The organism is Weizmannia agrestimuris (genome assembly GCF_943193165.1).
GTDB lineage: Bacteria > Bacillota > Bacilli > Bacillales > Bacillaceae_C > Weizmannia > Weizmannia faecalis.
In genome coordinates, this window is record NZ_CALPDC010000002.1 from 73,122 (window position 1) to 96,902 (window position 23,781).

The following is a 23,781-nucleotide window of genomic DNA, read 5'->3' on the forward strand; positions in this document are numbered from 1 at the left end:
TCCGCCGGCCCGGTCTGTTGCCGTTTTGCCCGTTTTGGTCAGGACGCCCCGGCATCCGGCCCCGGTCCTTTCAAGTTCATTAGTTTTTGTTTCAGTTCGTTTTCCATCGTCGCCAGTTCCTGTTCGGCCTGGAACCGCCGGGCTCTTCCTTCCTGCTGGATGCGCAGCGTTTCTTCGAGCGTTGAAATCAGGCTTTCCTGCGTTTTTTTCAACGTTTCAATGTCGACAAGGCCGCGCTCATTTTCCTGCGCCGTTTCGATCGTGTTCGATTTCAGCATTTCGGCATTGCGCAACAGAAGTTCATTGGTCGTTTTGGACACTTGTTTTTGCGCTTCGACCGCATGGCGCTGGCGGATGAGCGTCAGGGCAATCGCGATCTGGTTTTTCCATAGCGGGATCGCCGTCATAATAGAGGACTGGATTTTTTCAGCCAGCGTCTGATTTGTGTTTTGAATCAGTCGGATTTGCGGCGCGCTTTGGATCGTGATTTGCCGGCTTAATTTTAAGTCGTGCAGCCGTTTTTCAAGCCGGTCGGCAAACTGGACCATGTCGTTGACTTCCTGGAAGGCCATCTGGTCGCCGGTTGCTTCCGCTTTTTTCTTCATTTCAGGAATCGTTTTTGTGTTCAGTTCCTCAAGCTTAAGCTCGCCGGCTGCAATATAAATATTAAGCGCATGGAAATAATCTTTGTTTTTTTCATACAGCTGTTCGAGCAGCTGGATATCTTTCAGCAACGTCTTTTTCGAGAGATCGAGCTTCACGCTGATGCGATCGATCTGCGCGCTTGTTTTCTGGTATTTTGAAAGCAGTTCCTGCACCGAATTGGAAATTTTGCCGAACATGCGGGAAAAGAAGTTTTTCTTTTCTGGGACAAGTTCTTCGGGATTCACCTGCTCAAGTTTTTTCATCAAATCATTTAAAATATCGCCGATTTCCCCGATATCTTTTTTCTGGACTTGGTCAAGCATGGCATGTGAGAAATTTAGCAGCTTCGATTGCGCCTGTGTGCCATATAAAATGACGGCCTGGTGGTTTGAAGGGTCAATTTGCTTTGCGAGTTCGTATGCTTTTTGCCGGTTTTCCTCCGGCAGCATGTCCACAAGGCGTGATGGTTTCGTTTCAGTGACAGGCTCCGCTTTCTGTCCCTCATCCGGCAGCATGGCGTCACGCGTGCCGAACGGATCGGCAAGCAGATCATCCAGCCCGCCGCCTGTTGGTTCCTGCCAAAGTTCTTTGTCTGCGTTCATTTTTTTGCACTCCTTTCATGCCGGGAAGGGGATTTGCGTTCGATGGTGTGCCTGGCGTATGCCAGTTCGTAATCGAGCTCATCCATATCCGTTGACAGCATATGGTACAGATCTTTCTCTGTTTCGCGTCCCAATTGTTTTAACGTTTCTTCCGTTTCCCGGATTTGCACGGCCATTTCTTTGTTTTTTACAGGCTGGGATTGCAGGAGGGCATATTTTTCCGCAAGCTCCGTCATGGAATCCAAATGGTAAAAATAAAAAGATTCAGCCTGATAGAAACGTTTCGGCTCTCTTTTGACCAGTGCCTGTATTTTCCTGATTACTTTATTCATATCGTAAAAAAGTTTGAACGTGCTAATGGAACGAACGGATAAAAAGGTTTTTTGCAGTCGCCTGATTTTTTCGTCCGCTTCTTTCAGGTTTTTCCGGATATATTGATAATCTTTCCGCGTTAGCTGCTGCGCTTTCAGAAAACCCCGCAACATTTGCCACTTCACAAGCCGGTTGATCAGAAAGCCGCCGACAAGCGAAAGCAAAAGCGACAGCCAGAACAGATGGCCGGATGAAAAATAAATGACGAGAAAGAGAAGGATAACGCTAGAAATGGTTATCACGGTGCGAATCACCGTACCCATAAAAAATTTCATAATCGACACCCCTGATCACGATCTTGGTTGATTCGGCCATACGTCTTATACGAAAAGCAGCCCTGAAAAGATTCGAAAACCTTGCAAATTTCTTCTTTAACGCTACTATACCAGAGATCGCGCATGGATTTAAAGAGAGAAAGCAGCTTCCGGAAAATATTTTTCAGTCTGGGAGCCGGGTCGCTCATGAACGGACCTCCTGAGGGATGATGAAGCATTGGTAAATATATTATAATGAAAAAAGATGATAGAAGAAGGGCGGTGAAGGCCGTTTGTAAGATGCCCCCGGCTGCACTCGAGGCATGCGGGCTTTTTGCAAACGGCAGCAAATGGCAAAAAAGAGACAGGCACAACAAAAAGGAAAACAGGATGAGAAAGTGCAGCTGAAGGATGCGCTGCAAAAAGATGTGCTCGAAAAATTGAAACAGGCAAAGCAGGAACTTGCGGCAGTGGAAGTAGAAAAAAAGAGGGCGGAAGAAGAACGAAAAAGAGAAGAACGGAAGCAGCGCGAGCGGAACAAATCGTTTGCGGAACTGCTGGAAGAATCCGATTTGGACTGGAAACGATATAAAGGCTAAAAAGATGGCAATGGTACAGGCAGTCGCCTTGACACAACTGCCTGTACGATTGATTACGCCCTGATTTCCATTTGCCGTTTAAATCCTTCCTTTGCACGGGGGAAAACGGGATGGTTTCCGGCATAACCGGGAAAGGGCTGTTGGAACAAGGTGAAAAAATAAACAAAAAAGCAAAGAACGCGGTGCATTCTTTGCTGAAAACAGATTACCGATGCGCTTCGTATCGGTTTTGTTTGGTGAGCTCGCGCAGAAGCCGGTGCTCCTCCGGTGTAAGTGGCGCAGCGTTTACGGCTTTTGCATTGGCGCGCACCTGGTCCGGGGAACTGGCGCCGGCAACCACGGCGGCAACTGGAGGGCAGGCGAGATCATATTGAAGTGCAAGTTCAAGCATCGTCCGCCCGCCGGTTAAAAGCGTATTTTTGATTTTCTCAAGAAGGGCGACAATTTCTTCATAACCGGTATCAAGATAACCGTCTGCTGGAATCTTTTCCGGCAGCCCGCTTAAAATCCCTTTTGCGACCGGGCCTCTTGCGACAATGCTGATGCCGTTTTCGCCTAAAAGCGTCGTGATGGTCTCTTCCGGCCGCCGGTCAAGCAGGCTGTACTGCATCATGACGCTTGCAATGGATGACTTTTTCACATATTCGCGGATCACGTTCGGGCGGATGGAAGAAATGCCGTAAGCGCGGATGATGCCTTCTGCCTTTAATTCCTCAAACGCTTCGATCGTTTCGTCTATCGGGTCTTCGATCGTGCCGCCGTGCAGCTGGTACAAATCGATATAGTCCGTGCCGAGTCGTTTCAGGCTTTGTTTTGCCGCTTCTTTTATGTAAGCTTTGGAAGCATCCCAGCGCCACGTTTTGCCGTCTTCATTCCAGCGGTTTCCGGCTTTTGTGGCAATGATCACTTCGCCGCGCACATGTTTGAGCGCTTCGCCGACCAGTTTTTCATTCACTCCGTGGTCATAAAGATCGGCCGTGTCAAAATAGTTAATGCCTGCTTCAAGTGCGGCTTCAATGACGACCCGTGCTTTTTTCGGATCCGTACCGAGCGACATGCAGCCGAGCCCGAGCTTTGAAACATATAAATCTGAATTTCCCAACCGGTTTTTTTCCATGTTTTCCTGCCTCCTTTTTTTTATTGTATAGAAGGGGCGGGGAAAAATACAAATATGAGGACAGAACCTTTATGAAGAAGCTGTTTTTGCAACCCATTCGGCGACCGTTTTATATTGTTTGCGGTATGTTTTCAGCCGGTCGCGAATTTCCCATGCTTTTCCTTTCATAAGGATGCCTTTCGGATGGACGATGATGATCATCAAGCTTTCCCTCCCGGAACGGTCTGTTTTTTATGGTAAAATATATGCGTCAGTTTTAGATGAAGAACAAAAGGAGCCGGGTAACATGCATAAATACGAAGAGAAAACATTGAAGACGGAAGAAATTTTCAACGGCAAAATTTTGCACGTGCAAGTCTTGGAAGTTGAACTGCCGGACGGAAAAACGTCGAAACGTGAGATTATTAAGCACCCCGGCGCCGTCTGTGTGCTTGCGGTCACAAATGAGCATAAAGTGGTGATGGTGGAACAATACCGGAAAGCGGCTGAACGCGCGCTCATTGAAATTCCGGCGGGGAAGCTCGAGCCGGGGGAAGACCCGCTTGAAGCGGCAAAACGCGAACTGGAGGAAGAAACCGGTTATGCCTGCGCGAAATTAGAACCGGTAACCGCTTTTTATACTTCACCGGGCTTTGCGGATGAATATATCCATCTTTATGCCGGAACCGGCCTTGAAAAACTTTCCAATCCAAAAGCGGGCGATGATGATGAATTTGTCGATATTTTGGAACTGGGCATGGATGAAGTCAGGGAAATGATCCGGTCGGGGAAAATATGCGACGCCAAAACATTGGTTGCCCTCCAGCACTGGATGCTTGAAGAGGCGCGAAAATGAGTGTCAATCCGTACTTTGCAGATTTGCACATCCACATCGGGCGCACAAAAACGGGGCGGCCCGTCAAAATTACGGGGGCAAAAAGCCTGACGCTTGAAAATATATTAAAGGCGGCCAAACAGCCGAAAGGGCTCGATCTCGTCGGGGTGATCGACTGCCATGTCCCGGAAGTCAGGGAAGAGATGAAGGCGCTTCTTGCAGCCGGTGAACTGGTGCAGCTTGATGAAGGCGGCCTCCTCTACCAGGGGGAAGTCACGCTGATTCCCGGGATTGAAATGGAAGTGTATGATGAAAACTGCCGTGGGCCGGTCCATCTGCTCAGCTATTTTCCGGATATGGACACACTCGGCAAGTTTTCCGCATGGTATGGCGGGCGCGTGTCCAATCCGCATTTAAGCACACAGCGGGTCCGCGCAGAGGCCCGGAAAGTGCAGGAAAAAACGAAAGAACTCTCCGGGATGTTTATTCCCGCCCATGTATTTACCCCCTTTAAGAGCCTTTATGGAAAAGGTGTGGAACGGTCGCTAACAGAAGTGCTGGACCCGGATCTGATAGATGCTGTGGAATTGGGATTAAGTTCTGATACCGGCATGGCCGATCAAATTAGCGAGTTGCACCGCTATCCGTTCGTGACCAATTCAGACGCCCATTCCCTCGGCAAAATGGCAAGGGAGTACCAAAAATTGATGCTGGAATCGCCGGGGTTTACAGGGCTGTTAAAAGCTTTGCGCGGCGAAGGGGAAAACCGGATTGCCGCCAATTACGGCTTAAACCCGAAACTTGGGAAATATTATACAACGACTTGCGCCAAATGCCGGAACCCTGTTTCAAACGGCCCATGCCCGCATTGCGGGTCGCGCCTGAAAACAAAAGGTGTCTCGGAAAGAATAGAAGAGCTGACAGACGCAAAAACGCATCCTGCCCGGCCACCCTACATCCACCAGGTGCCGCTTGATTTTTTGCCGGGGCTCGGACCGAAAACGATGGGCAAGCTGCTGGCCCATTTCGGGACGGAGATGAATATTTTGCACCGGGTGCCCGAATCCGCCTTGAAAAGCGTTGTAAAACCGCCGCTTTCGGAACTGATCTTGAAACAGCGGTCCGGGAAATTGGCGTTTGAGGCCGGCGGGGGCGGAAAATATGGCAAGGTAAAAAGTCCAAAGCCGGAATAGTTTCGCTCCGGTTTTGGACTTTTTTCATAAACGGCTATGTCCTTTCATAGATTAATAGCAAGTGCCAATCTTTTGAAGGAGGGGACACCGCTCATGAAGCAAGTTGCCCTGCAAAATCCTGTCAGCCGCCATATCCGGGAAAACTCCTCTATTTATGCATTTGTCATCGCGTTGTTCCTGATGGGCGTCATTTTTGGCGCCGTCATCGTCAACAGCCTGTCGATCGCACAGAAAGAAGACTTGTTTTTTTACTTAAAGCAATTTTTCGGACAAGTCTCAACCGGCAAACTCGCCGCGCCTGAGGACCTGTTCCGTTCAAGTTTCCTGCACAATTTGAAATTTCTCGGCCTCATCTGGCTGCTCGGTATTTCGATCATCGGCCTGCCGCTCATTCTTGTTCTCTTATTTTTAAAGGGGCTTGTCGTCGGGTTTTCGATCGGTTTTCTTGTCAACCAGATGAAATGGGGCGGTTTTTTGCTTTCGTTTGTAACCGTTCTTCCGCAAAATTTGCTGATCATTCCTTTGTTTATTTTCACCTCGGTGATGGCTGTCATGTTTTCCTTGAACCTGATCCGGAAAATTTTTATGAAACAGGCTGCCCACTTTGCTTTTTTTCAATTGTTTTTAAGGTATTGCACGGCGCTTCTCGCTGTTTTCATCGCATCTCTCGCGGCCGCCTGCATCGAGGCTTATCTTTCTCCGCAGCTGATGCAGGCCGTGATGAAGATGATCCATTAAAATCATTCTTAAATAATAAATGTTGTTTTTAACTGTTTATAATCATTTCATTTTGACTATTCCCCTTAATCTGCTATAATATCAGAGACAGCGGCAAGGGGGAGGAATCATGGAAGAAGCTCGTATTGATAGAATTAAGAAGCAATTGCATTCGGCCAGCTACAAACTGACGCCGCAACGGGAAGCAACCGTGCGCGTTTTGCTGGAACATGAAACAGACCATTTAAGTGCGGAAGATGTATACCTCCTTGTGAAAGAAAAATCCCCTGAAATCGGTCTGGCCACCGTTTATCGCACGCTGGAACTGCTGTCCGAACTGAAAGTGGTGGACAAAATCAATTTCGGCGACGGGGTGTACCGTTATGATTTGAGGCAGGAAGGCGCCGCACATTTTCACCATCATCTTGTCTGCATTGAATGCGGCGCGGTGGACGAAATTCAGGAAGATTTACTGGAAAATGTCGAAAAAGTTGTGGAAAGCCGCTGGAATTTTATTATCAAAGACCATCGCCTGACATTTCACGGGATTTGTTACCGGTGCCAGCAAAAAGAAAAGGGAAACGAAAACGGAAAAAACGAAAAATAACCGGCCTTTTCGCAAGACGAAAAGGTTTTTGTTATAACACCGCATTTTCAGCCGGTTGAATTTTTACATAAAAGGATGTATAAAACGGCGGAAGTCTGTCATAGCTTGTATGTAAAGCGATACAGAAAGGCGGGCGGGATATGCCGTGGCTGAAACTTTTGCTTCATGCGCTTAAAGTCTTCATTTTATTTTTATGCTGCACATTGTTGTTCTACTTTGCCCTGCTTTGGGTGAATCAGGAATATGAAAGCTACCACCGTTATGAAAAACCAAAAGGCGCGGCTGTAAAGGTGAGTGCCGGGGACCATAAGCCTGCCTGGGCAGAACGGCTGCTGCTCTTTTATATGGATGGGGAGTAATTGGAATGGAAGATCAAATCAAAGATTTCATGCATTTTATGATCGTTGAAAAAGGGCTTGCTGAAAATACGATCGCGTCCTATAAACGCGATCTGCACAGTTATCTCCGCTACCTGCAAAAAGTGGAGCTTGTTACATCCTGGAATGAAGTGACGCGGTTTCACATCCTCCACTTTCTGAACTTTTTAAAACAGCAGGGAAAGTCCTCGAAGACGATTGCCAGGCATGTCGCCTCCATCCGGTCTTTTCATCAGTTTTTGTTGCGGGAAAAATTTGCGGGCCAGGATCCGACTGTCCATATTGAAACCCCGAAGCCTGAGCGGACGCTTCCGAAAGTGCTGAGCGTTCAGGAAGTGGAAGCGCTCCTTGCTGCGCCAAAAGGGGATACCCCTCTTCATATGCGGGATGGTGCGATGCTTGAACTGTTGTATGCGACCGGCATGCGCGTCAGTGAGATGACCGGCCTTAATCTTGACGATCTGCATTTATCAATGGGATTTATTAAATGTATCGGAAAAGGGGACAAGGAAAGGATTATCCCGATCGGCCGCACGGCGTCGGCTGCGCTTGACCGGTATTTAAAAGAAGGACGGCCCAAACTGGTTTCAAAAACGAATAGAACGGATGCCCTGTTTTTGAACCATCACGGTGCCCGTCTCTCACGGCAAGGCTTTTGGAAAATATTAAAGGCGCTTGCGAAAAAAGCCAATATTGAGAAAGACATTACCCCGCACACACTGAGGCATTCATTTGCCACTCATCTGATTGAAAACGGGGCAGACTTGCGGGCGGTTCAGGAAATGCTCGGCCATGCCGACATTTCCACAACGCAAATTTACACCCATGTTTCCAAAACGAGGTTAAAGGATGTTTATGCGAAATTCCATCCAAGGGCTTAAACCCGGCCGCATTTTTTTTCGGGCGCGGCGGGTTTGGCGGGGACCCGTTTTTCGCGAACACAGGGGCAAATTAAAAACAGATCTTTAAGGCGCACGGCGTAAAAACCGTGCGTTTTTTATTTGTCCGGCAGCCGGCATCCCGCGGATTAGAAGAAAGGGAATTTATCCAGTATAAAAATGGCGCAACTGGAAAAAATGATTTTATGCATATCTCCCAGCGTGTACGGAGGTTTTGTTTTCACGTTTTATGATTTTACAAGTTGGAGGGTCATCATGAAGAAAATCATTGGTTTGGTTACCTGCTTCATGCTTGCAGCCGGCGTCCTTGTGCCTGAAGCGTTCGCAGCTGAAAAGAAAAATGAACTGGCGCCGGAAGCGAAATCCGCCATTTTAATTGAACAGGCCACGGGCGAAGTGCTGTACAGCAAGAACAGCCATGAAGAATTGCCGCCTGCTTCCATGACGAAAATCATGACCATGCTTTTAATTATGGAAGCGCTCGACAAAGGCGAAATCAAAATGGATGAAAAAGTACGGACGAGCGAGTATGCGGCATCCATGGGCGGATCGCAAATTTTTCTCGAGCCCGGCGAAGAAATGACGGTTGAACAAATGCTGAAAGGGATTGCGATCGGTTCGGCAAATGACGCGGCCGTTGCGATGGCGGAAAGAATTGGCGGAAGCGAAGAAGCTTTTGTCGACAAAATGAATGAACGGGCAAAAGCGCTTGGTTTGAAAAACACCCATTTTGAAAATGTGACCGGGCTCCCTGTCAAAGGTCACTACAGTTCAGCTTATGACATGGCCGTCATGGCGAAGCAATTGCTGAAACATCACGGCATTACACATTTCACCGGCAAATATGAAGATTACTTAAGGGAAGGCTCCGATAAAAAGTTCTGGCTCGTCAATACCAATAAACTGGTCCGCCATTATCCGGGCGTTGACGGCCTGAAAACCGGCTTTACAAATGAAGCAAAATTCTGCCTGACCGCAACGGCAAAGAAAAACGGCATGCGTGTGATCGCCGTCGTTTTCGGGGCGCCATCAACAAAAGTGCGGAACGCCCAGGTTTCAAAAATGCTTGACTATGCGTTCAGCCAGTATACCTCCCACCCGCTGTACAAAAAAGGCGCGGCGCTTGACCAGGTCAAAGTGTCAAAAGGGAGCATGCGGCATGTCCGGGCGGTGACGAGCGAACCGGTATCGGTGCTGACGAAAAAAGGTGTCAAATTGTCAAATTTGAAAAAAACCGTGAAGCTCAAAAAAAATGTGCAGGCCCCTGTCCAAAAAGGCGATGAAATTGGAACACTGACTATCAGCCAAGACGGAAAGGTGCTTTCAAAAACAACGCTTGTTGCCGACAAAACGGTGAAACGTGCAGGCTGGTGGCAGCTGTTTAAACGTGCAGCGGGCATGTTTGTCCAGAAAGATTGATGTCGAATCCGCTTGGTTTCTGTTTTTTTAAAGCTTCTTTTGTCTCCCGGAAGGAAAAACGGGAAGCAAGGTCGAAATGACTCACTATTAACAGCGAAGGAGGCTTTAATTGTGAGTCTGGCAATTGACCTGGAAGTGAAAAAAGATGTCCTGTGCATCCGGTTGCAGGGGGAATTGGACCATCATACGGCTGAAAGTTTGCGTGCAAGTGTGACAAAAGCAATTGAAGAAAACGGCATCCGCCATCTTGTATTAAATCTGGAGCAGCTTTCCTTTATGGATAGCTCCGGTTTAGGTGTGATATTGGGAAGATACAAACAGATCAAGCAGAAAAACGGGGAAATGATCGTCTGCGCCATTTCTCCGGCCGTAAAAAGGTTGTTTGAACTGTCCGGCCTCTTTAAAATCATCCGCCTTGATGAATCGGAACAATACGCGCTGCACAGATTGGGGGTTGCCTGAATGAAAAATAAAATGCAATTGCAGTTTTCCGCGCTCAGCCGGAATGAATCTTTTGCCCGCGTGGCGGTTGCCGCTTTTGTTGCCCAGCTTGACCCGACACTTGATGAATTGACCGAAATCAAAACGGTCGTATCCGAAGCGGTAACAAACGCGATTATTCACGGATATGAAGAGAACCCGGACGGAATGGTTTATGTATCGGCTGCCATTTGTGACGACGGCACGGTTGAAATTACCGTCCGCGATGAAGGAAAAGGCATAGCGGATATTGAAGAAGCCAGGCAGCCGCTATTTACAACAAAGCCTGACCTGGAAAGATCCGGAATGGGCTTTACGATCATGGAAAACTTTATGGACGATGTAGAAATCAAGTCGCAGCCAGAATCAGGCACCATCATTCGTCTAAAAAAGCATTTGGCCTTGAAAAACGCCTTATGCAATTAAGGAGTCGTGCCGATGGATGCAGAACTGAAAAAGGCAGAAAAGAAAACCCGGTTAAAAGATGAGGAAGTGAAAAACCTGATCAGGCGCAGCCAGGAAGGGGACCAGGGGGCACGCGACCTGATTGTTGAAAAAAATATGCGCCTTGTCTGGTCGGTTGTCCAGCGCTTTTTGAATCGCGGATATGAACCGGATGACTTATTTCAAATCGGCTGTATCGGGCTGTTAAAATCGGTCGATAAATTTGATCTTTCATATGACGTCAAATTTTCCACCTATGCAGTCCCCATGATCATCGGGGAAATCCAGCGGTTTTTGCGCGACGACGGGACGGTGAAAGTAAGCCGTTCTTTGAAAGAAACGGGCAACCGGATCCGCAAAACCCGCGATGAGTTAACGAAAAAGCTGGGGAGATCGCCGACCGTGCACGAAATCGCATCAGAACTCGGGATGCCGGTCGAGGAAGTCGTCATGGCGCAGGAGGCAGGCAAAGCCCCGTCATCGATCCATGAGACGGTATATGAAAACGATGGCGACCCGATCACGCTTCTCGACCAGATTTCAGACCAGAACGACCAAAAGTGGTTTGACCAGATTGCCCTCCAGGAAGCGATCAGAGGGCTTGAGGAGCGCGAAAGGCTGATTGTGTACCTCCGCTATTACAAAGACCAGACACAGTCCGAAGTGGCCGAACGGCTTGGCATTTCGCAAGTGCAGGTTTCACGGCTTGAAAAGAAAATACTTGAAGTAATGAAAGAGCGCATGGAGTTGTAAACGTGCGCTTTTTTGCTTTTTTATTCCCGGATGTGGCGTCCAACAGAAGCCGAAAATCATCCGGCAATGGAAAAAAGTACAGGAAGCGTGCAAAAGTCCGGCGAATCGCCTGATCATACGATACATACAGCATGAAACTGGTGCATGAAAATCTTCCAATATCACATACTACAAACACAACGTATGAAAGCAGGGGGTGAAGGCAGTGGATGAAACGATTTATTTGCGGCTCCGCCACCGTATTCGCGTCAATCCGGGCTTTACTGTAAGATTATCCCATATTGCCCAGATTCACGCGCCGTCCGGTATACAGGAAACCCTTTTGGACACCCCCGTCCAAACCATTTCCAAGGCCGACGGGAACACCGTTGTCATTGATATGATGAAAATTATTTCCTGTATCAAGAAAAAGATTCCGGACGCTGCCGTGTCTCCGGTCGGTCCGGCGGCAACGATTGTGGAAGTAGCCGCAAAAAAGAGGTACCTGCCGCTTTTGTTTTTTATATTGATTTGGATTTTGCTTTTTTTAGGCTCTGCGCTTGGGATTATCAATTTTCACGAAGATGTCGGCATGCGGGCTGCCCAGGAAAAAATTTATTATCTGATTACAGGCATCCGCGACAATACGCCGCTTATGTTTCAAATTCCCTATTCGCTCGGCCTCGGGGCGGGTATGGTAATTTTTTTTAACCATGCATTTAAAAAGAAATTTAATGAAGAACCGAGCCCGCTTGAAGTTGAAATTTTCAACTATCAGCAGGACATCGACCATTATATCCTGTTGAATGAGAATAAGGAGAACATGAAACATTTTGACCATCCTTAAGCAAATCTTCACCGTGTTTTGCGGGCTCGGCGGCGGGCTTGTGGTCGGCTGCGGGTATGTGGCTTTTTTAACGGTGCTTGGCATTGTGCCGCGGCTTGTCCAGCTGTCCAGGACAGAACGGTTCATCCAATCATACGAATGGGCAGTTGTATTCGGGGTGCTGTCCGGGACATGGTGGGGGCTTGGTGACGCAGGCGGCCGGCTTTCAGCAATCGTTGCGGCGCCTGTCGGGTTGTTTTGCGGCCTGTTTGTCGGCATGCTTGCTGCGGCGCTCACAGAAGTGGTCAATGTCATCCCAATTTTTTCCAAAAGAATTGGAATGGACGGGCGTCTTGCCGGCGCATTGATGGCGATCGTGCTCGGGAAGGTGGCTGGCGCTTTATTTCAATGGCTTTATTATGTAAATCATTAAGAAAGGAACAACCGGCATGGGGGAAAAACGGCGGGTGATCCTTGTCACGGACGGGGATGAGTATGCGAAAAAAGCAATCGAATGCGTCGCGAAAAAAATGGGCGGGCGCTGTATTTCACAATCATACGGAAATCCAACCCGGCTTTGTGGGGAGCAGATCGCGGACCTGATCCTCAAGGCGGCCGGAGACCCTGTTTTTGCCATGTTCGATGATTCAGGGGTGATCGGCCCGGGACCCGGCGAAGAGGCGCTCACTTTTGTGGCCGGGCATCCGCGCATCGAAGTGCTCGGCGTGATTGCGGTCGCATCGAAAACCCATCAGGCCGAATGGTCAAGGGTGGATGTGTGCATTGACAATACCGGTGAAATCACGCCGTACGGGGTGGACAAATTCGGCATTCCGGAAATGGATTTGAAAAAAATCAACGGGGACACGGTTTACAGTCTTGACCGGCTGGACGTGCCCATTATTGTCGGCATCGGGGATGTCGGCAAAATGTCGAAAAAAGACGATTATCATATCGGCGCCCCGATCACAGAAAAAGCGGTACGACTGATCTTGGAAAGGAGCGGGTTCAAGCATGGCTGAAACAGGCAGGAAAAGGCTGATTTCATCCAATCCGGCAGAAGTGGAAGCATTTTTTAAAAATAAAGTCGGACTTGGCATCAGTTATGATATTGGTGTCAGAAAAATCCAGGTCCTTGATACAGAAATCCAGCTGTACTATGTCAACGGGCTCACGGAAACGATTTCGATTATCCAAATTATGAGAGAACTGCTGAGATTAAATAACGGCAAATTTTCTTCCGGGAAAGTGCATGAGCTTGTTGAAAATTACATCGTCCATATGCAGGTCGAAAAAGTCAAAACCTATGATGAAATGGTCGATGAAGTGCTGTCCGGGCTGATCGCCATTTATGTCGAAGGAAAACAAGAAGCATTTATTATCGATGTTCGCAGTTATCCGGGAAGGACGCCGATGGAACCGGATACGGAAAAAGTCGTCCGTGGGGCGCGTGACGGTTATGTTGAAAATATTGTTATCAATACGGCCTTGACGCGGCGGCGGATCCGCGATGAGCGGCTGCGCTTTGAAATGATGAAAGTTGGCGAACGCTCGAAAACGGATGTATCGATTGCTTATATTGAAGGCGTGGCAGATCCCGAAGTCATCGAAACGGTCAGAAAAGAACTGAAGGCGATTGATATTGACGGAATTACGATGGCAGATAAAACGGTAGAAGAATTTATTTTGAAACAAAATTATAATCCTTTCCCGCTGATCCGCTATACGGAACGGGCGGACGTCGCGGCCACCCATTTGCTGGAGGGGCATGTGCTTGTATTGGTGGACACTTCACCAAGCGTGATGATTATGCCGACAACGGTTTTTCACCATATGCAGCACGCCGAAGAATACCGCCAGGCTGCAGCTGTCGGCACGTTTATCCGCTGGGTGCGGTTTTTCGGGATTGCCGTTTCTCTTTTTCTCCTGCCGCTTTGGTATTTAGTGGCGGTGGAACCGTCGCTTTTGCCGGAGCAACTGGATTACATTGGGCCGAATAAGCAGTCGCATGTCCCGCTTGTCCTTCAGCTTCTTATCGCCGATTTAGGCATTGAGTTTATGCGGGTTGCCGCCATCCATACGCCGACGCCGCTCGCCACCGCCATGGGCTTGATTGCGGCCGTTTTGGTCGGGCAGATTGCGGTTGAAGCCGGGCTGTTTGTTTCGGAAGTCATTTTGTATGTATCCGCCGCGGCGATTGGCACTTTTGTCACACCAAGTTATGAGCTGAGCGTGGCGAATAAACTTGTGAGAATGATTTTACTGATTATCGTAGCAATTTTTAAAGTCAAAGGCTTTGTGATCGGCAGCACCGTTTTTCTGCTGTTCCTCGTGTCCATCCGGCCGTTGAACACGCCGTATTTCTGGCCGTTTATCCCGTTTAACCCGCAGGCATTTTTCCAAATCCTGTTCAGAAGGCCGGTTCCGGGCTCCAAGTACCGCCCGAGCATTGTCCACCCGGTCGATCGCTTCCGCCAGCCGCCTGAAGCTTGAAACTATTGCAGAAAGCCTGTTTTTATGTTAAAGTTAGTAGAAAATTAACGCAAAAGCTCTAGGAAAGGGAGGGAAGCCTACCCCGGTTTATGCCGGGAAGGCTTCTCTCCCGATTGGCGGAATATTAGGTGGGGTTGAAAACATGAAGCATAACGGGTCGGTAAAGGTAAATGGAAAGGGGCATCTCGAAATCGGCGGTGTTGACACGGTAAGCCTCGCTGCCCGTTACGGAACGCCTCTTTATGTATATGACGTTGCTTTAATACGGCAAAGGGCCAGAGCGTTCAAGGAAACATTCCGGAAACTCGGCGTCAAATCCCAGGTTGCTTATGCCAGCAAGGCTTTTTCCGCCATTGCCATGATCCAGCTTGCAGATGAAGAGGGGCTGTCTTTGGATGTTGTTTCAGGCGGGGAACTGTATACTGCCCTTGCTGCCGGGTTTCCTGTTGAACACATTCATTTCCACGGCAACAATAAAAGCCGGGAAGAATTGGAAATGGCGCTTGATGCCGGAATCGGCTGCATCGTTGCCGATAATTTTTACGAGCTTGACATGCTGGAAAACTTGTGCGCTGAAAAAGGCCGCAAAGTTTCCGCGCTCTTAAGGGTCACACCGGGCATTGAAGCCCATACGCATGATTATATTTTAACGGGCCAGGAAGATTCAAAATTCGGTTTTGACTTGCAAAACGGGCAGGCGGAGGCGGCGCTGAAGCAGGTGCTTTCATCCGGCTGGATAAAATTGCTCGGGGTGCATTGCCATATCGGATCGCAAATTTTTGAAACAGCCGGCTTTGTCCTGGCTGTGCAGAAAATTATGGATAAACTGGACGAGTGGCATGCCAGGTACGGTTATTTTCCGGAAGTGCTTAACCTTGGCGGTGGTTTCGGCATCCGCTATACGGAAGAAGACCATCCGCTTCCGCCTGCTTATTATGTAGAAGAAATCGTCAAAGAAGTGAAGAAACAGGCCGGTTCCCGCCGCCTGCCGGTTCCCGAGATCTGGATCGAACCGGGCCGCTCGCTTGTCGGCGAAGCCGGGACGACGCTTTATTCGGTCGGGTCCCGCAAGGAAGTGCCGCATGTCAGAAAATATATTGCGGTTGACGGGGGGATGAGCGACAATATCCGCCCGGCACTTTATGACGCAAAATATGAAGCAGTGCTGGCCAACCGTCCGCTTGATAAGTGCGAAGAGACCGTATCCGTTGCCGGGAAATGCTGCGAGTCGGGGGATATGCTGATTTGGGATCTGCCGCTGCCGAAGACAGGCAGCGATGACCTTTTGGCCGTATTTTGCACTGGCGCTTACGGTTATTCGATGGCAAATAACTATAACCGGATCCCACGCCCGCCGGTTGTGTTTGTCGAAAACGGCAAAGATGAGCTTGTCGTAAAGCGGGAGACGTACGAAGACCTGATCCGCAATGATCTCCGTCTGCGCGTGCCGCTTTCTTGACAAATCCGGGGCGGAAAAGCGGATGGCACTTGTTTTCCGGACTTGCTTTTGGAAAATATTGTACGTGCCTTGTTTACTTTCTCTGAAATAGGAATATACTAATAAGTAAAGCGTTTGAATTAAATTGGATGATTACGAGGGATTCAGTATGTTAATTCGGTATAAAAAATCTTTCGATAAGATTGCAATGGGCCTGTTGTCCTTTATGCCAGATGAAAAAGATTTGAAAAAGCTGCAGCAAACAAAGCAATTGTACGAAACAGAAGACAAGTGGCAGCTTTTTTTATGGAAAGAGGATGATGACATTGTTGGCCTGATCGGGGTTGTACTGGATGGGGACAAAGTGGAAATCCAGCATATTTCCGTCAATCCGTCTTATCGCGACCAAGGAATCGGGAAAAGCATGGTCAAGGCTTTAAAACAAATGTATGAAGGAAAAGAAGTGGTTCCGAATAAATACATTGTTGACTTCTTCCATAAGTGTGCTGAAAAAGAAGACCTGTCCTGACCGGGTCTTCTTTTATTTCGGATACGGCAAAAAGGACCTGCCGGCATGATGCCGGAGGCCCTTTTTACGGTTACCAGATATACGCACTGCCGACAATGATCAACAAAATAAAAAGCACGACAATTAACGCAAATCCGCTGCCCCAGCCAAAACCGTCAGCCATGATAACCCCTCCCTCAACAGTCATTACATGGTATACTATGTAGGCGCGCCGGAACGTGTATGGACTCCTGCCCATCTGCGCGCTTTTGATTGGAGATACATACGTTTCAGGCTATACTTATTTTGACGCTTTGAAAAAGGAACGGTGTACAATTTTATGGAATATAAGGTGAAAATCGGCGCGTTTGAAGGACCGCTCGATCTGCTTTTGCATCTGATCCACCAGCTTGAAATCGACATTTACGATATTCCGGTTGCTGAAATTACCGAGCAGTATTTGGACTACATCCATACAATGAAAGAGCTTGAACTGGACGTCGCAAGCGAATATCTTGTGATGGCGGCCACGCTTTTGGCGATCAAAAGCAAAATGCTTTTGCCAAAACAGGAGCCAGATGAACCGGATGAAGATTATACGGTGGAAGAAGACCCGCGCGAACAACTTGTCGAGCGCCTCCTCGAATACAAAAAATACAAGGAAGCAGCCAGCACGTTCAAACGCCTTGAAGCCGGCCGCAGCGAAATCTTCACCAAGCCGCCGAGCGATTTGTCGGCGTATGCGTCGGACGCAGATGGAAGAAAAATCGGCGCCAATGTGACGATCTATGATATGATCGGCGCGTTAAATAAACTTTTGCGCAGAAAAAAATTGCAAAAACCGCTGTTTACCAAAATCACACGGCAGGAAATCTCGATCGAAGAAAGAATGGATGAAATTTTAAAACAGCTGGAAACGGCGCCGGGAAGCGTCCAATTTTACGACTTATTCTCTTTTCACGATAAAGAACAAATTGTCGTAACTTTTTTGGCTGTCCTGGAACTGATTAAGCGCCATCAAATTATGGCGGTACAGGAAGAAAATTTCGGTGACATTACCGTTGTAAGGAAAGAGGGGGATTGATATGGAAATCGTCCATTGGAAAGGCATCCTCGAAAGCCTGTTGTTTGTTGCAGGGGACGAGGGGCTTTCCCTGAAGCAAATTTCCCATGTAATGGAAATTGAAGAGTTTGAAGCAGTTGAAATTTTAAAGCGTTTAAAAGAACAATATGAAAACGACCCGGATCGCGGCATTACGCTCATTGAACTGGCCGGCACGTACCAGTTGGCAACCAAAAAAGAGCATGCGCCGTATTTAAAAAAACTGGTCGAATCCCCGAATACGAATACATTATCGCAGGCGGCACTTGAAACACTGGCGATCATCTCCTATAAACAGCCGATTACAAGAATTGAAATCGAAGAAATCCGCGGTGTGAAAACAGAAAGGCCGCTGCAGACGCTGATGGCAAAAGGGCTCATCCAGGAAGTCGGCAGGCAGGAAGGCGCCGGGCGGGCAATCCTTTACGGTACGACCAAAGAATTTCTTGACCATTTCGGGCTGAAAAGTTTAAAAGAACTGCCGCCGTTTCCCGAACAGCCGGAAGACGAATTTTCGCAGGAAGAAGCAGATCTGTTTTTTGAAAAATTCCATGAAGAAAAAGGCGAAAACGGATTTTCGCCGTGAAGAAAGCTTGCCCAAATTGGTGCAGGCTTTTTTCGTCTCACACATATTCCGGTTATTTCTTCCTGTTCCGTGCATAAACTTGTACAAAACACGGTTTGGAAAAGCTGAAAAAAGGAGCTTCTTTATGAAACGGTACTTCCTATATGCGGCGCTTGCAGTGCTTGTTTTTTCGGCCCTTCCGCCCGGAGCGGCTGCTGCTGATACGCCGTCTGTGCAGGCAAAAAGCGCGATATTAATGGACCAGGATACAGGGCGGATTTTGTACGAAAAAGATGCATATGAACCGAGAAGCATTGCCTCGATTACGAAAATTATGACGGCGCTAGTGGCCATTGAATCGGGAAAAATGGACAAGGAGGCTGTCGTTTCGAACCGCGCCGTACGTACCGAGGGGTCATCATTGTATTTGAAACCGGGAGACAAATGGAAAATGAAGGATCTTGTTTACGGGCTCATGCTCCGGTCGGGAAATGACGCCGCCAATGTCATTGCCGAAAATGTCGGGGGCAGCATAGAAGGCTTTGTTTTTATGATGAACGAAAAAGCGAAGGAGATCGGCATGCATGACACCCATTTTGCCAACCCGAACGGCCTTGAAGACCCGGGTGGCCGCCATTATTCGACCGCTTACGATATGGCGCTGTTAATGAAATACGCGATGCAAAATAAAGAGTTCCGGAAAATTACCGGCACGAAATTTTACAAAGGCTGGCGGAACAAAAACCGGCTGCTGACTGAAAAGTACCGGTACTGTACGGGCGGGAAAACCGGTTATACGAAAGCGGCCAGACGGACACTTGTGACAACGGCGGCAAAAGGCGGCGAAAATCTCATCGCCGTTACACTGAACGATTCGGATGACTGGGATGACCATATTGCGATGTATGAGTACGGCTTCAGCCAGTATGACAGGAAACGGATTGTGGAAGAGGGGCCGGTTGCCGCCGTCCGCACGAAATATTTGAAACAGCATGTTTATGTGAAACGGGATATCACCTACCCGCTTAAAGCCGGAGAAGAAGACGCCGTAAAAGTCAAATACCGGATCAAAAAGCCTGAAAATTCGTGGAAAGACCCGGAAAAAGTGCCGGAGACCGTCGGAAGGGCGATTGTTTATTTAAACGAAAAGGTGATCGCGAGCACGCCTATTTATTATCAGAAAACGCCGGTTAAAGAGAAAGAAACATGGCTTGAACAGTTCAAAGAGACATTTTGGATCCAATTGGGGCTGAAAAACAATGGTTAATTATATTTGGATCGGCATGGCCGTGATCGGGCTCGTTTTTGCGGCGGTAAATGGCAAGATGCAGGCGGTGAACGAGGCGATTTTTACATCCGCGCGCGATGCGGTCTCGATCAGCATCGGCCTGATCAGCGTTCTTGTTTTCTGGCTCGGGATGATGAAGATTGCGGAAGTTTCAGGCCTCCTTTCAAAACTTTCCCGCCTGTTCCGGCCGGTGATAAAAAAATTGTTTCCGGATGTGCCGGACAACCATCCGGCACTCGGCTACATCCTCTCCAATATGATTGCCAATATGTTTGGGCTCGGAAATGCCGCCACTCCGCTCGGCATTAAAGCGATGGAGCAGCTGCACGAACTGAACGGAAGGAAACCGGAAGCAAGCCGTTCAATGATCACGTTCCTTGCTTTAAACACATCCGGGCTCACACTTATTCCGGCAACGGTGATTGCTATCCGCCTGAATGCAGGTTCCGCGCATCCGACCGAGATTGTGGCGCCGACCTGCATCGCCACTTTTGCAACGACCATTGCCGCCATTTGCATTGACCGCTATTTTTACCACCGGCGGACGAAACGGAGGAAGTGATGTTTTTGAAATGGATCTCACTGATTTCAATTTGGCTGATTCCGGCAATGGTCGGATTTATCCTACTTTACAGCGCATGGAAAAAAGTGCCGGCTTACGAAACATTTGTGGAAGGCGGCAAAGAAGGCATTAAAATTGCCTTTTCCATCATTCCTTTTTTAGTTGGCATGCTTGTCTCGATCACAATTTTCAGGGCCTCAGGGGCGCTCGATTTTTTTGTCGGATTTTTAAAACCGGCCCTGCATTTGCTCGGTATCCCATCTGAAGTCGTGCCGCTTGCTTTGATCCGGCCGGTTTCCGGCAATGCCGCTCTTGCCCTGATGGCGGATCTGATCAAAACATACGGGCCGGACTCGCTCATCGGGAGAATGGCATCCGTCATCCAGGGCAGCACGGACACCACCCTTTATGTTGTAACCGTTTATTTCGGGGCAGTCGGCATCCGGAAAATGGGGGACGCCTTAAAAGTCGGGCTGCTCGCCGATCTGTTCGGGATTATAATTGCGATTTTCATGGTGCTGTTGTTATTCTGACGCGGTAAAAGAAAAAACGGTTTCTCCGTCATTTCAGGGTGCTTGTTTCGCTCGTCCGGCTTTGCATTTTATTTACGTTATGCCATAATGCTTAAAGGATAGTTTAAGCAAAACAGATTGAGGTGTAACGGATGGAACGTTTGCAAAAAGTGATCGCACAGGCCGGTGTCACATCCCGGAGAAAAGCGGAACAGCTGATACTGGAAGGGAAAGTAAAAGTGAACGGGGAGACAGTCAGAACGCTGGGGACAAAAGTGTCCCAGTCGGATAAAATTGAAGTGGAAGGTATTCCGCTTGAGCGTGAAGAAAAAGTATATTACCTTTTTTATAAACCAAGAGGGGTGATTTCCGCTGTCAGCGATGACAAAGGGAGAAAAACGGTAAGCGATTATTTCCGCGATGCAGGTGCAAGGGTTTATCCGGTCGGCCGGCTCGACTACGACACGTCGGGCCTTTTAGTAGTCACCAATGACGGTGAATTTGCAAACCTTCTGATGCATCCGCGTTTTGAAATCGACAAAACGTATATTGCAAGGCTTTCCGGCATTCCATCCAGGCAGGAATTAAAGCAGCTGGAAAAAGGGATCCGGCTAAAGGACGGCATGACTGCGCCTGCCAGGGCAAAACTGTTGTCCATGGACAAACGAAAAAAGAAAGCGATCGTCCAGCTTACGATCCATGAAGGCAGAAACAGGCAAGTGAGGCGCATGTTCGAACATCTCGGCTACCCGGTTGAAAAACTGCGGCGCGAAGCATACGGCATGCTGACATTAAAAGGATTAAACGCGGGCGAAAAAAGGGAGCTCACCCCGCACGAAGTCAAGACGTTAAGATCCCTTGCCGAAAACGGCGACGCCTCCCGTAAATAAAAGCGCAAGTTAAGGGGCTTATTTTGTTCACAAAAACTTCAAAAAACAGCGAAAAAGGACAGAAAAATGTTATAATGTATGAGAGTTGTGTGACACTTTTGGACAGGGGGAGGAGCAATGTCACAAACGAAACAGAAACGTCTCATTTTCCGCGCCGCGATTCTCGCTGTTTTGATATTGGCTGTCGGTTACACACTGTATGCAAATGCGACGAAGGAGTCGCGGGGAGCGCTTGCAGCGGGGGATAAGGCCCCTGATTTTATCCTGAAAGATTTGAATGGGAAAACGTACCGGTTATCTGATTATAAAGGGAAAGGTGTCCTTTTGAATTTTTGGGGGACATGGTGTGAGCCGTGCAAGAAAGAAATGCCTTATATGAATGAACTCTATTCATCCTATAAACCAAAAGGCGTGGAAATTCTTGCCGTCCACGTAAAAAATACGCGCTTTCTTGTGGACGAATTCGTGAAACAGTATGGGCTAACGTTCCCGGTGCTGATTGATAAAAACGGCGATGTTCAGCATGCGTATCACATCGACCCCCTTCCGACAACCTTTTTGATCGGGCCGGACGGGAAAGTCAAAAAAGTGATCATTGGAAACCAAAACCTCTCCAAAAAAGACATTCAGGACATGATGGATATGATCAAACCATAACCGAGGAGAGAGACAATGAAGGATATAAAATGTGAGTGCGGACATGTGAATCCTCCCGGGACCGTTTTGTGCGAGTCGTGTGGGAAAGCGCTGACAGCAGAAGCGGAGGCGGCAGTTCTCCATGATATGCGGTATGAAGGGAGCGCGCGCAGGTCGCAAGTGTATAAAAAAACGCCGGTGGATAAAATCTGGAATTTTTTTTCGTCCGTAAAAACCGGCGTCTGGCTGATTGTCCTGACGTTAATTGCGTCAGCACTCGGCACTGTGCTGCCCCAGGCCGACTATATCCCTTCCAATGTCGACCCGTCCGAGTATTACGAGAATCAGTACGGCTGGTTCGGCAAGCTCTGGTATACGCTCGGATTTGATAACCTTTACAATTCCTGGTGGTATCTGCTTTTCATCGCCCTGATCGGCGTTTCGCTCGTCATTTGCAGCCTTGACCGCTTTATCCCGCTGCGCCGCGCCCTCTTAAACCAGAAAGCAGCGCGCCATGAAGGGTTTCTGAAGCGGCAGCGCCTGTACGTGAAAAAAGATGGGGTCATCGATGACGCCGCTTATACACAGGTCAAACACCGGCTTGAAGCGAAACATTATAAAATCCGCGAAGAAGGCGGGAACTTATTTGCCGAGAAAAATCGGTTTTCCCGCTGGGGGCCGTACGTCAACCATATCGGATTGATCATCTTTCTTTGCGGCTCTATGCTCCGCTTTGTTCCCGGCATGTATGTCGATGAACTGGTCTGGGTGAGGGAAGGAGAAAAAGCGGTGCTCCCCGGCACAAACGGGCAGTATGTGCTCCTGAACAAGCAATTCAAGCTGCAAGTTTACAGCAAAAAAGACAATCAAAATTTTGAATCGGCACTGAATAGGGTCGGCAATGTTGCGAAAAATTTCGAGACGGACGCCGTGCTTTACAAGCAGGGGAAAAAGCGCGTTTTAGGGGAAGACGCCCCGCTTAAAAAAGTGAAATTCTACCGCATCCAGGTCAATAAACCTTTGAAATTCGGACATTACGCCGTGTATCAAATGGATTACAAGCTGGATGAATTCCAGGCGATGTCTTTTGCTTTTGAGAAGAAGTCGAATAAAAAAATATACGGCAAACTTAAAATTGACCTGTACCATCCAAAGGCGGAGTACCCGCTCGGAAAAGGCTATAAAGTCAAGCTGCTCGGCTACTATCCTTCGTTTACAGGGTTTGCCAAAAACGGGGAGCCGCAAACGGATTCGTATATTCCAAACAATCCTGCTTTTCTTTTTAGCTTAATTTCGCCGGAGCATCCGAAAGGGGAAAAAAGCTTTGTTGCCATCCGTCAGACTGTGGAACCGCTCGGAAAAAATGACTACAAGCTGGCTTTTGCCGGGCTTGAAACGCGGAATGTTTCTGCTTTGGCCGTAAGAAAAGACGAGACGCTCTGGGTACTGGCCGTTGGGGGCGCGATCTTTATGATCGGGGTTATTCAAGGCGCGTACTGGAATCACCGCCGTTTCTGGCTGAAGCGGGAGAAAGGCGCCGTGCTTTTGGCAGCCCATACAAATAAAAACTGGTACGGGCTAAAAAGGGAGCTGGAATGGGTGCTCAGCGCATCCGGCATGCCGGCGCTTGTTGACAGAAAAGAACGGAAGAATCCGCAACAGGCCCATACGGCTTAAACAGACAGGAGCA

Annotated in this window: 30 protein-coding genes; 25 read left to right on the forward strand and 5 right to left on the reverse strand. The window is 48.4% G+C overall.

All coding sequences use genetic code 11. The annotated features are described in order from the left end of the window. Positions 1 to 38: 38 nt before the first annotated feature. Positions 39 to 1,247: a toxic anion resistance protein gene (locus NFR98_RS01670; RefSeq protein WP_251459554.1), complete on the reverse strand. Its 1,209-nt coding sequence runs from the start codon at positions 1,245 to 1,247 to the stop codon at positions 39 to 41. Beyond that, positions 1,244 to 1,894 (reverse strand): 5-bromo-4-chloroindolyl phosphate hydrolysis family protein, encoded by a 651-nt coding sequence (locus NFR98_RS01675; RefSeq protein ID WP_014098097.1) that lies wholly within the window; start codon positions 1,892 to 1,894, stop codon positions 1,244 to 1,246. Before NFR98_RS01675 ends, NFR98_RS01670 begins: the two co-directional genes overlap by 4 nt. A 329-nt stretch (positions 1,895 to 2,223) precedes the next feature. On the opposite strand from NFR98_RS01675, the gene NFR98_RS01680 reads away from it, so the two are divergent. After that, the gene (locus tag NFR98_RS01680; RefSeq protein WP_026104517.1) at positions 2,224 to 2,472 is read left to right on the forward strand and encodes a YqkE family protein; all 249 of its coding nucleotides are present in this window, start codon (positions 2,224 to 2,226) and stop codon (positions 2,470 to 2,472) included. Positions 2,473 to 2,677: 205 nt separating this feature from the next. Here the strand turns inward: NFR98_RS01680 and NFR98_RS01685 are convergent, their stop codons facing one another. After that, the gene (locus NFR98_RS01685) at positions 2,678 to 3,589 is read right to left on the reverse strand and encodes an aldo/keto reductase (protein WP_026683310.1); all 912 of its coding nucleotides are present in this window, start codon (positions 3,587 to 3,589) and stop codon (positions 2,678 to 2,680) included. Positions 3,590 to 3,658: 69 nt separating this feature from the next. After that, positions 3,659 to 3,790 carry a Z-ring formation inhibitor MciZ gene (gene mciZ / locus NFR98_RS01690; RefSeq protein WP_035184645.1) on the reverse strand — a complete coding sequence of 44 codons (132 nt, stop codon included), beginning with the start codon at positions 3,788 to 3,790 and terminating at the stop codon, positions 3,659 to 3,661. A gap of 85 nt (positions 3,791 to 3,875) precedes the next feature. Here mciZ and NFR98_RS01695 point away from each other — a divergent pair, with 85 nt between their 5' ends. From NFR98_RS01695 to NFR98_RS01770, 16 genes are all read left to right on the forward strand, one after another. Then, a complete protein-coding gene (locus NFR98_RS01695; protein WP_035184647.1) occupies positions 3,876 to 4,424 on the forward strand; it encodes an NUDIX hydrolase in 549 nt (182 codons plus the stop codon). Further along, complete coding sequence (locus tag NFR98_RS01700) at positions 4,421 to 5,596, forward strand: endonuclease Q family protein (protein WP_251459556.1); 1,176 nt, start codon at positions 4,421 to 4,423, stop codon at positions 5,594 to 5,596. Before NFR98_RS01695 ends, NFR98_RS01700 begins: the two co-directional genes overlap by 4 nt. 93 nt (positions 5,597 to 5,689) lie before the next feature. Then, complete coding sequence (spoIIM, locus tag NFR98_RS01705; protein ID WP_035188054.1) at positions 5,690 to 6,334, forward strand: stage II sporulation protein M; 645 nt, start codon at positions 5,690 to 5,692, stop codon at positions 6,332 to 6,334. A 109-nt stretch (positions 6,335 to 6,443) separates the two neighbouring features. Further along, the gene (fur, locus tag NFR98_RS01710) at positions 6,444 to 6,920 is read left to right on the forward strand and encodes a ferric iron uptake transcriptional regulator (protein ID WP_013859565.1); all 477 of its coding nucleotides are present in this window, start codon (positions 6,444 to 6,446) and stop codon (positions 6,918 to 6,920) included. A gap of 140 nt (positions 6,921 to 7,060) precedes the next feature. Continuing rightward, a complete protein-coding gene (locus NFR98_RS01715) occupies positions 7,061 to 7,279 on the forward strand; it encodes a YqzK family protein (RefSeq protein ID WP_013859564.1) in 219 nt (72 codons plus the stop codon). A gap of 5 nt (positions 7,280 to 7,284) precedes the next feature. Further along, the gene (gene xerD / locus NFR98_RS01720; protein ID WP_251459558.1) at positions 7,285 to 8,178 is read left to right on the forward strand and encodes a site-specific tyrosine recombinase XerD; all 894 of its coding nucleotides are present in this window, start codon (positions 7,285 to 7,287) and stop codon (positions 8,176 to 8,178) included. Between the two features lie 273 nt (positions 8,179 to 8,451). Beyond that, entirely contained in the window at positions 8,452 to 9,615 is a 1,164-nt protein-coding gene (locus NFR98_RS01725; RefSeq protein WP_251459560.1) for a D-alanyl-D-alanine carboxypeptidase family protein, read from the forward strand. 111 nt (positions 9,616 to 9,726) lie between these two features. Then, positions 9,727 to 10,077, forward strand: coding sequence for an anti-sigma F factor antagonist (spoIIAA, locus tag NFR98_RS01730; protein ID WP_014098106.1), 351 nt, complete (start codon positions 9,727 to 9,729; stop codon positions 10,075 to 10,077). Next, positions 10,078 to 10,521 (forward strand): anti-sigma F factor, encoded by a 444-nt coding sequence (gene spoIIAB, locus NFR98_RS01735; protein WP_061087018.1) that lies wholly within the window; start codon positions 10,078 to 10,080, stop codon positions 10,519 to 10,521. Positions 10,522 to 10,533: 12 nt separating this feature from the next. Next, on the forward strand, positions 10,534 to 11,292 hold the full coding sequence (gene sigF, locus NFR98_RS01740) for an RNA polymerase sporulation sigma factor SigF (protein WP_014098108.1): 759 nt from the start codon (positions 10,534 to 10,536) through the stop codon (positions 11,290 to 11,292). Positions 11,293 to 11,497: 205 nt separating this feature from the next. Then, positions 11,498 to 12,118 carry a stage V sporulation protein AA gene (locus tag NFR98_RS01745; RefSeq protein WP_014098109.1) on the forward strand — a complete coding sequence of 207 codons (621 nt, stop codon included), beginning with the start codon at positions 11,498 to 11,500 and terminating at the stop codon, positions 12,116 to 12,118. Beyond that, on the forward strand, positions 12,105 to 12,530 hold the full coding sequence (locus tag NFR98_RS01750; protein WP_014098110.1) for a stage V sporulation protein AB: 426 nt from the start codon (positions 12,105 to 12,107) through the stop codon (positions 12,528 to 12,530). Before NFR98_RS01745 ends, NFR98_RS01750 begins: the two co-directional genes overlap by 14 nt. Before the next feature lie 16 nt (positions 12,531 to 12,546). Next, a complete protein-coding gene (spoVAEA, locus tag NFR98_RS01755) occupies positions 12,547 to 13,119 on the forward strand; it encodes a stage V sporulation protein SpoVABEA (protein WP_014098111.1) in 573 nt (190 codons plus the stop codon). Next, entirely contained in the window at positions 13,112 to 14,590 is a 1,479-nt protein-coding gene (locus NFR98_RS01760) for a spore germination protein (protein ID WP_014098112.1), read from the forward strand. The genes spoVAEA and NFR98_RS01760 overlap by 8 nt, the downstream gene beginning before the upstream one ends. Positions 14,591 to 14,732: 142 nt before the next feature. Continuing rightward, the gene (lysA, locus tag NFR98_RS01765) at positions 14,733 to 16,049 is read left to right on the forward strand and encodes a diaminopimelate decarboxylase (protein WP_035184659.1); all 1,317 of its coding nucleotides are present in this window, start codon (positions 14,733 to 14,735) and stop codon (positions 16,047 to 16,049) included. A 148-nt stretch (positions 16,050 to 16,197) separates the two neighbouring features. Next, positions 16,198 to 16,557, forward strand: coding sequence for a GNAT family N-acetyltransferase (locus NFR98_RS01770; RefSeq protein WP_014098114.1), 360 nt, complete (start codon positions 16,198 to 16,200; stop codon positions 16,555 to 16,557). Between the two features lie 70 nt (positions 16,558 to 16,627). On the opposite strand, the gene NFR98_RS01775 is transcribed toward NFR98_RS01770, so the two are convergent. Beyond that, on the reverse strand, positions 16,628 to 16,720 hold the full coding sequence (locus NFR98_RS01775) for a YjcZ family sporulation protein (protein ID WP_014098115.1): 93 nt from the start codon (positions 16,718 to 16,720) through the stop codon (positions 16,628 to 16,630). 156 nt (positions 16,721 to 16,876) lie between these two features. Between NFR98_RS01775 and NFR98_RS01780 the strand changes: the two genes are divergently transcribed. The 8 genes from NFR98_RS01780 (at position 16,877) to resB (ending at position 23,768) form a co-directional block, all read left to right on the forward strand. Further along, on the forward strand, positions 16,877 to 17,620 hold the full coding sequence (locus NFR98_RS01780; protein ID WP_017550482.1) for a segregation/condensation protein A: 744 nt from the start codon (positions 16,877 to 16,879) through the stop codon (positions 17,618 to 17,620). 1 nt (position 17,621) lies between these two features. Further along, positions 17,622 to 18,224, forward strand: coding sequence for an SMC-Scp complex subunit ScpB (scpB, locus tag NFR98_RS01785; RefSeq protein WP_014098117.1), 603 nt, complete (start codon positions 17,622 to 17,624; stop codon positions 18,222 to 18,224). Then, positions 18,190 to 19,470 (forward strand): D-alanyl-D-alanine carboxypeptidase family protein, encoded by a 1,281-nt coding sequence (locus NFR98_RS01790; RefSeq protein WP_211062343.1) that lies wholly within the window; start codon positions 18,190 to 18,192, stop codon positions 19,468 to 19,470. The genes scpB and NFR98_RS01790 overlap by 35 nt, the downstream gene beginning before the upstream one ends. Beyond that, a complete protein-coding gene (locus NFR98_RS01795; protein ID WP_013859547.1) occupies positions 19,463 to 20,053 on the forward strand; it encodes a nucleoside recognition domain-containing protein in 591 nt (196 codons plus the stop codon). The genes NFR98_RS01790 and NFR98_RS01795 overlap by 8 nt, the downstream gene beginning before the upstream one ends. Then, positions 20,053 to 20,586 (forward strand): spore maturation protein, encoded by a 534-nt coding sequence (locus tag NFR98_RS01800; protein ID WP_014098120.1) that lies wholly within the window; start codon positions 20,053 to 20,055, stop codon positions 20,584 to 20,586. Before NFR98_RS01795 ends, NFR98_RS01800 begins: the two co-directional genes overlap by 1 nt. A 131-nt stretch (positions 20,587 to 20,717) precedes the next feature. Further along, positions 20,718 to 21,455 (forward strand): pseudouridine synthase, encoded by a 738-nt coding sequence (locus tag NFR98_RS01805; RefSeq protein WP_014098121.1) that lies wholly within the window; start codon positions 20,718 to 20,720, stop codon positions 21,453 to 21,455. Between the two features lie 117 nt (positions 21,456 to 21,572). After that, positions 21,573 to 22,112: a thiol-disulfide oxidoreductase ResA gene (gene resA / locus NFR98_RS01810; protein WP_014098122.1), complete on the forward strand. Its 540-nt coding sequence runs from the start codon at positions 21,573 to 21,575 to the stop codon at positions 22,110 to 22,112. A gap of 15 nt (positions 22,113 to 22,127) precedes the next feature. After that, positions 22,128 to 23,768, forward strand: a complete 1,641-nt coding sequence (resB, locus tag NFR98_RS01815; protein ID WP_014098123.1) for a cytochrome c biogenesis protein ResB — start codon at positions 22,128 to 22,130, stop codon at positions 23,766 to 23,768. Positions 23,769 to 23,781 lie beyond the last annotated feature (13 nt).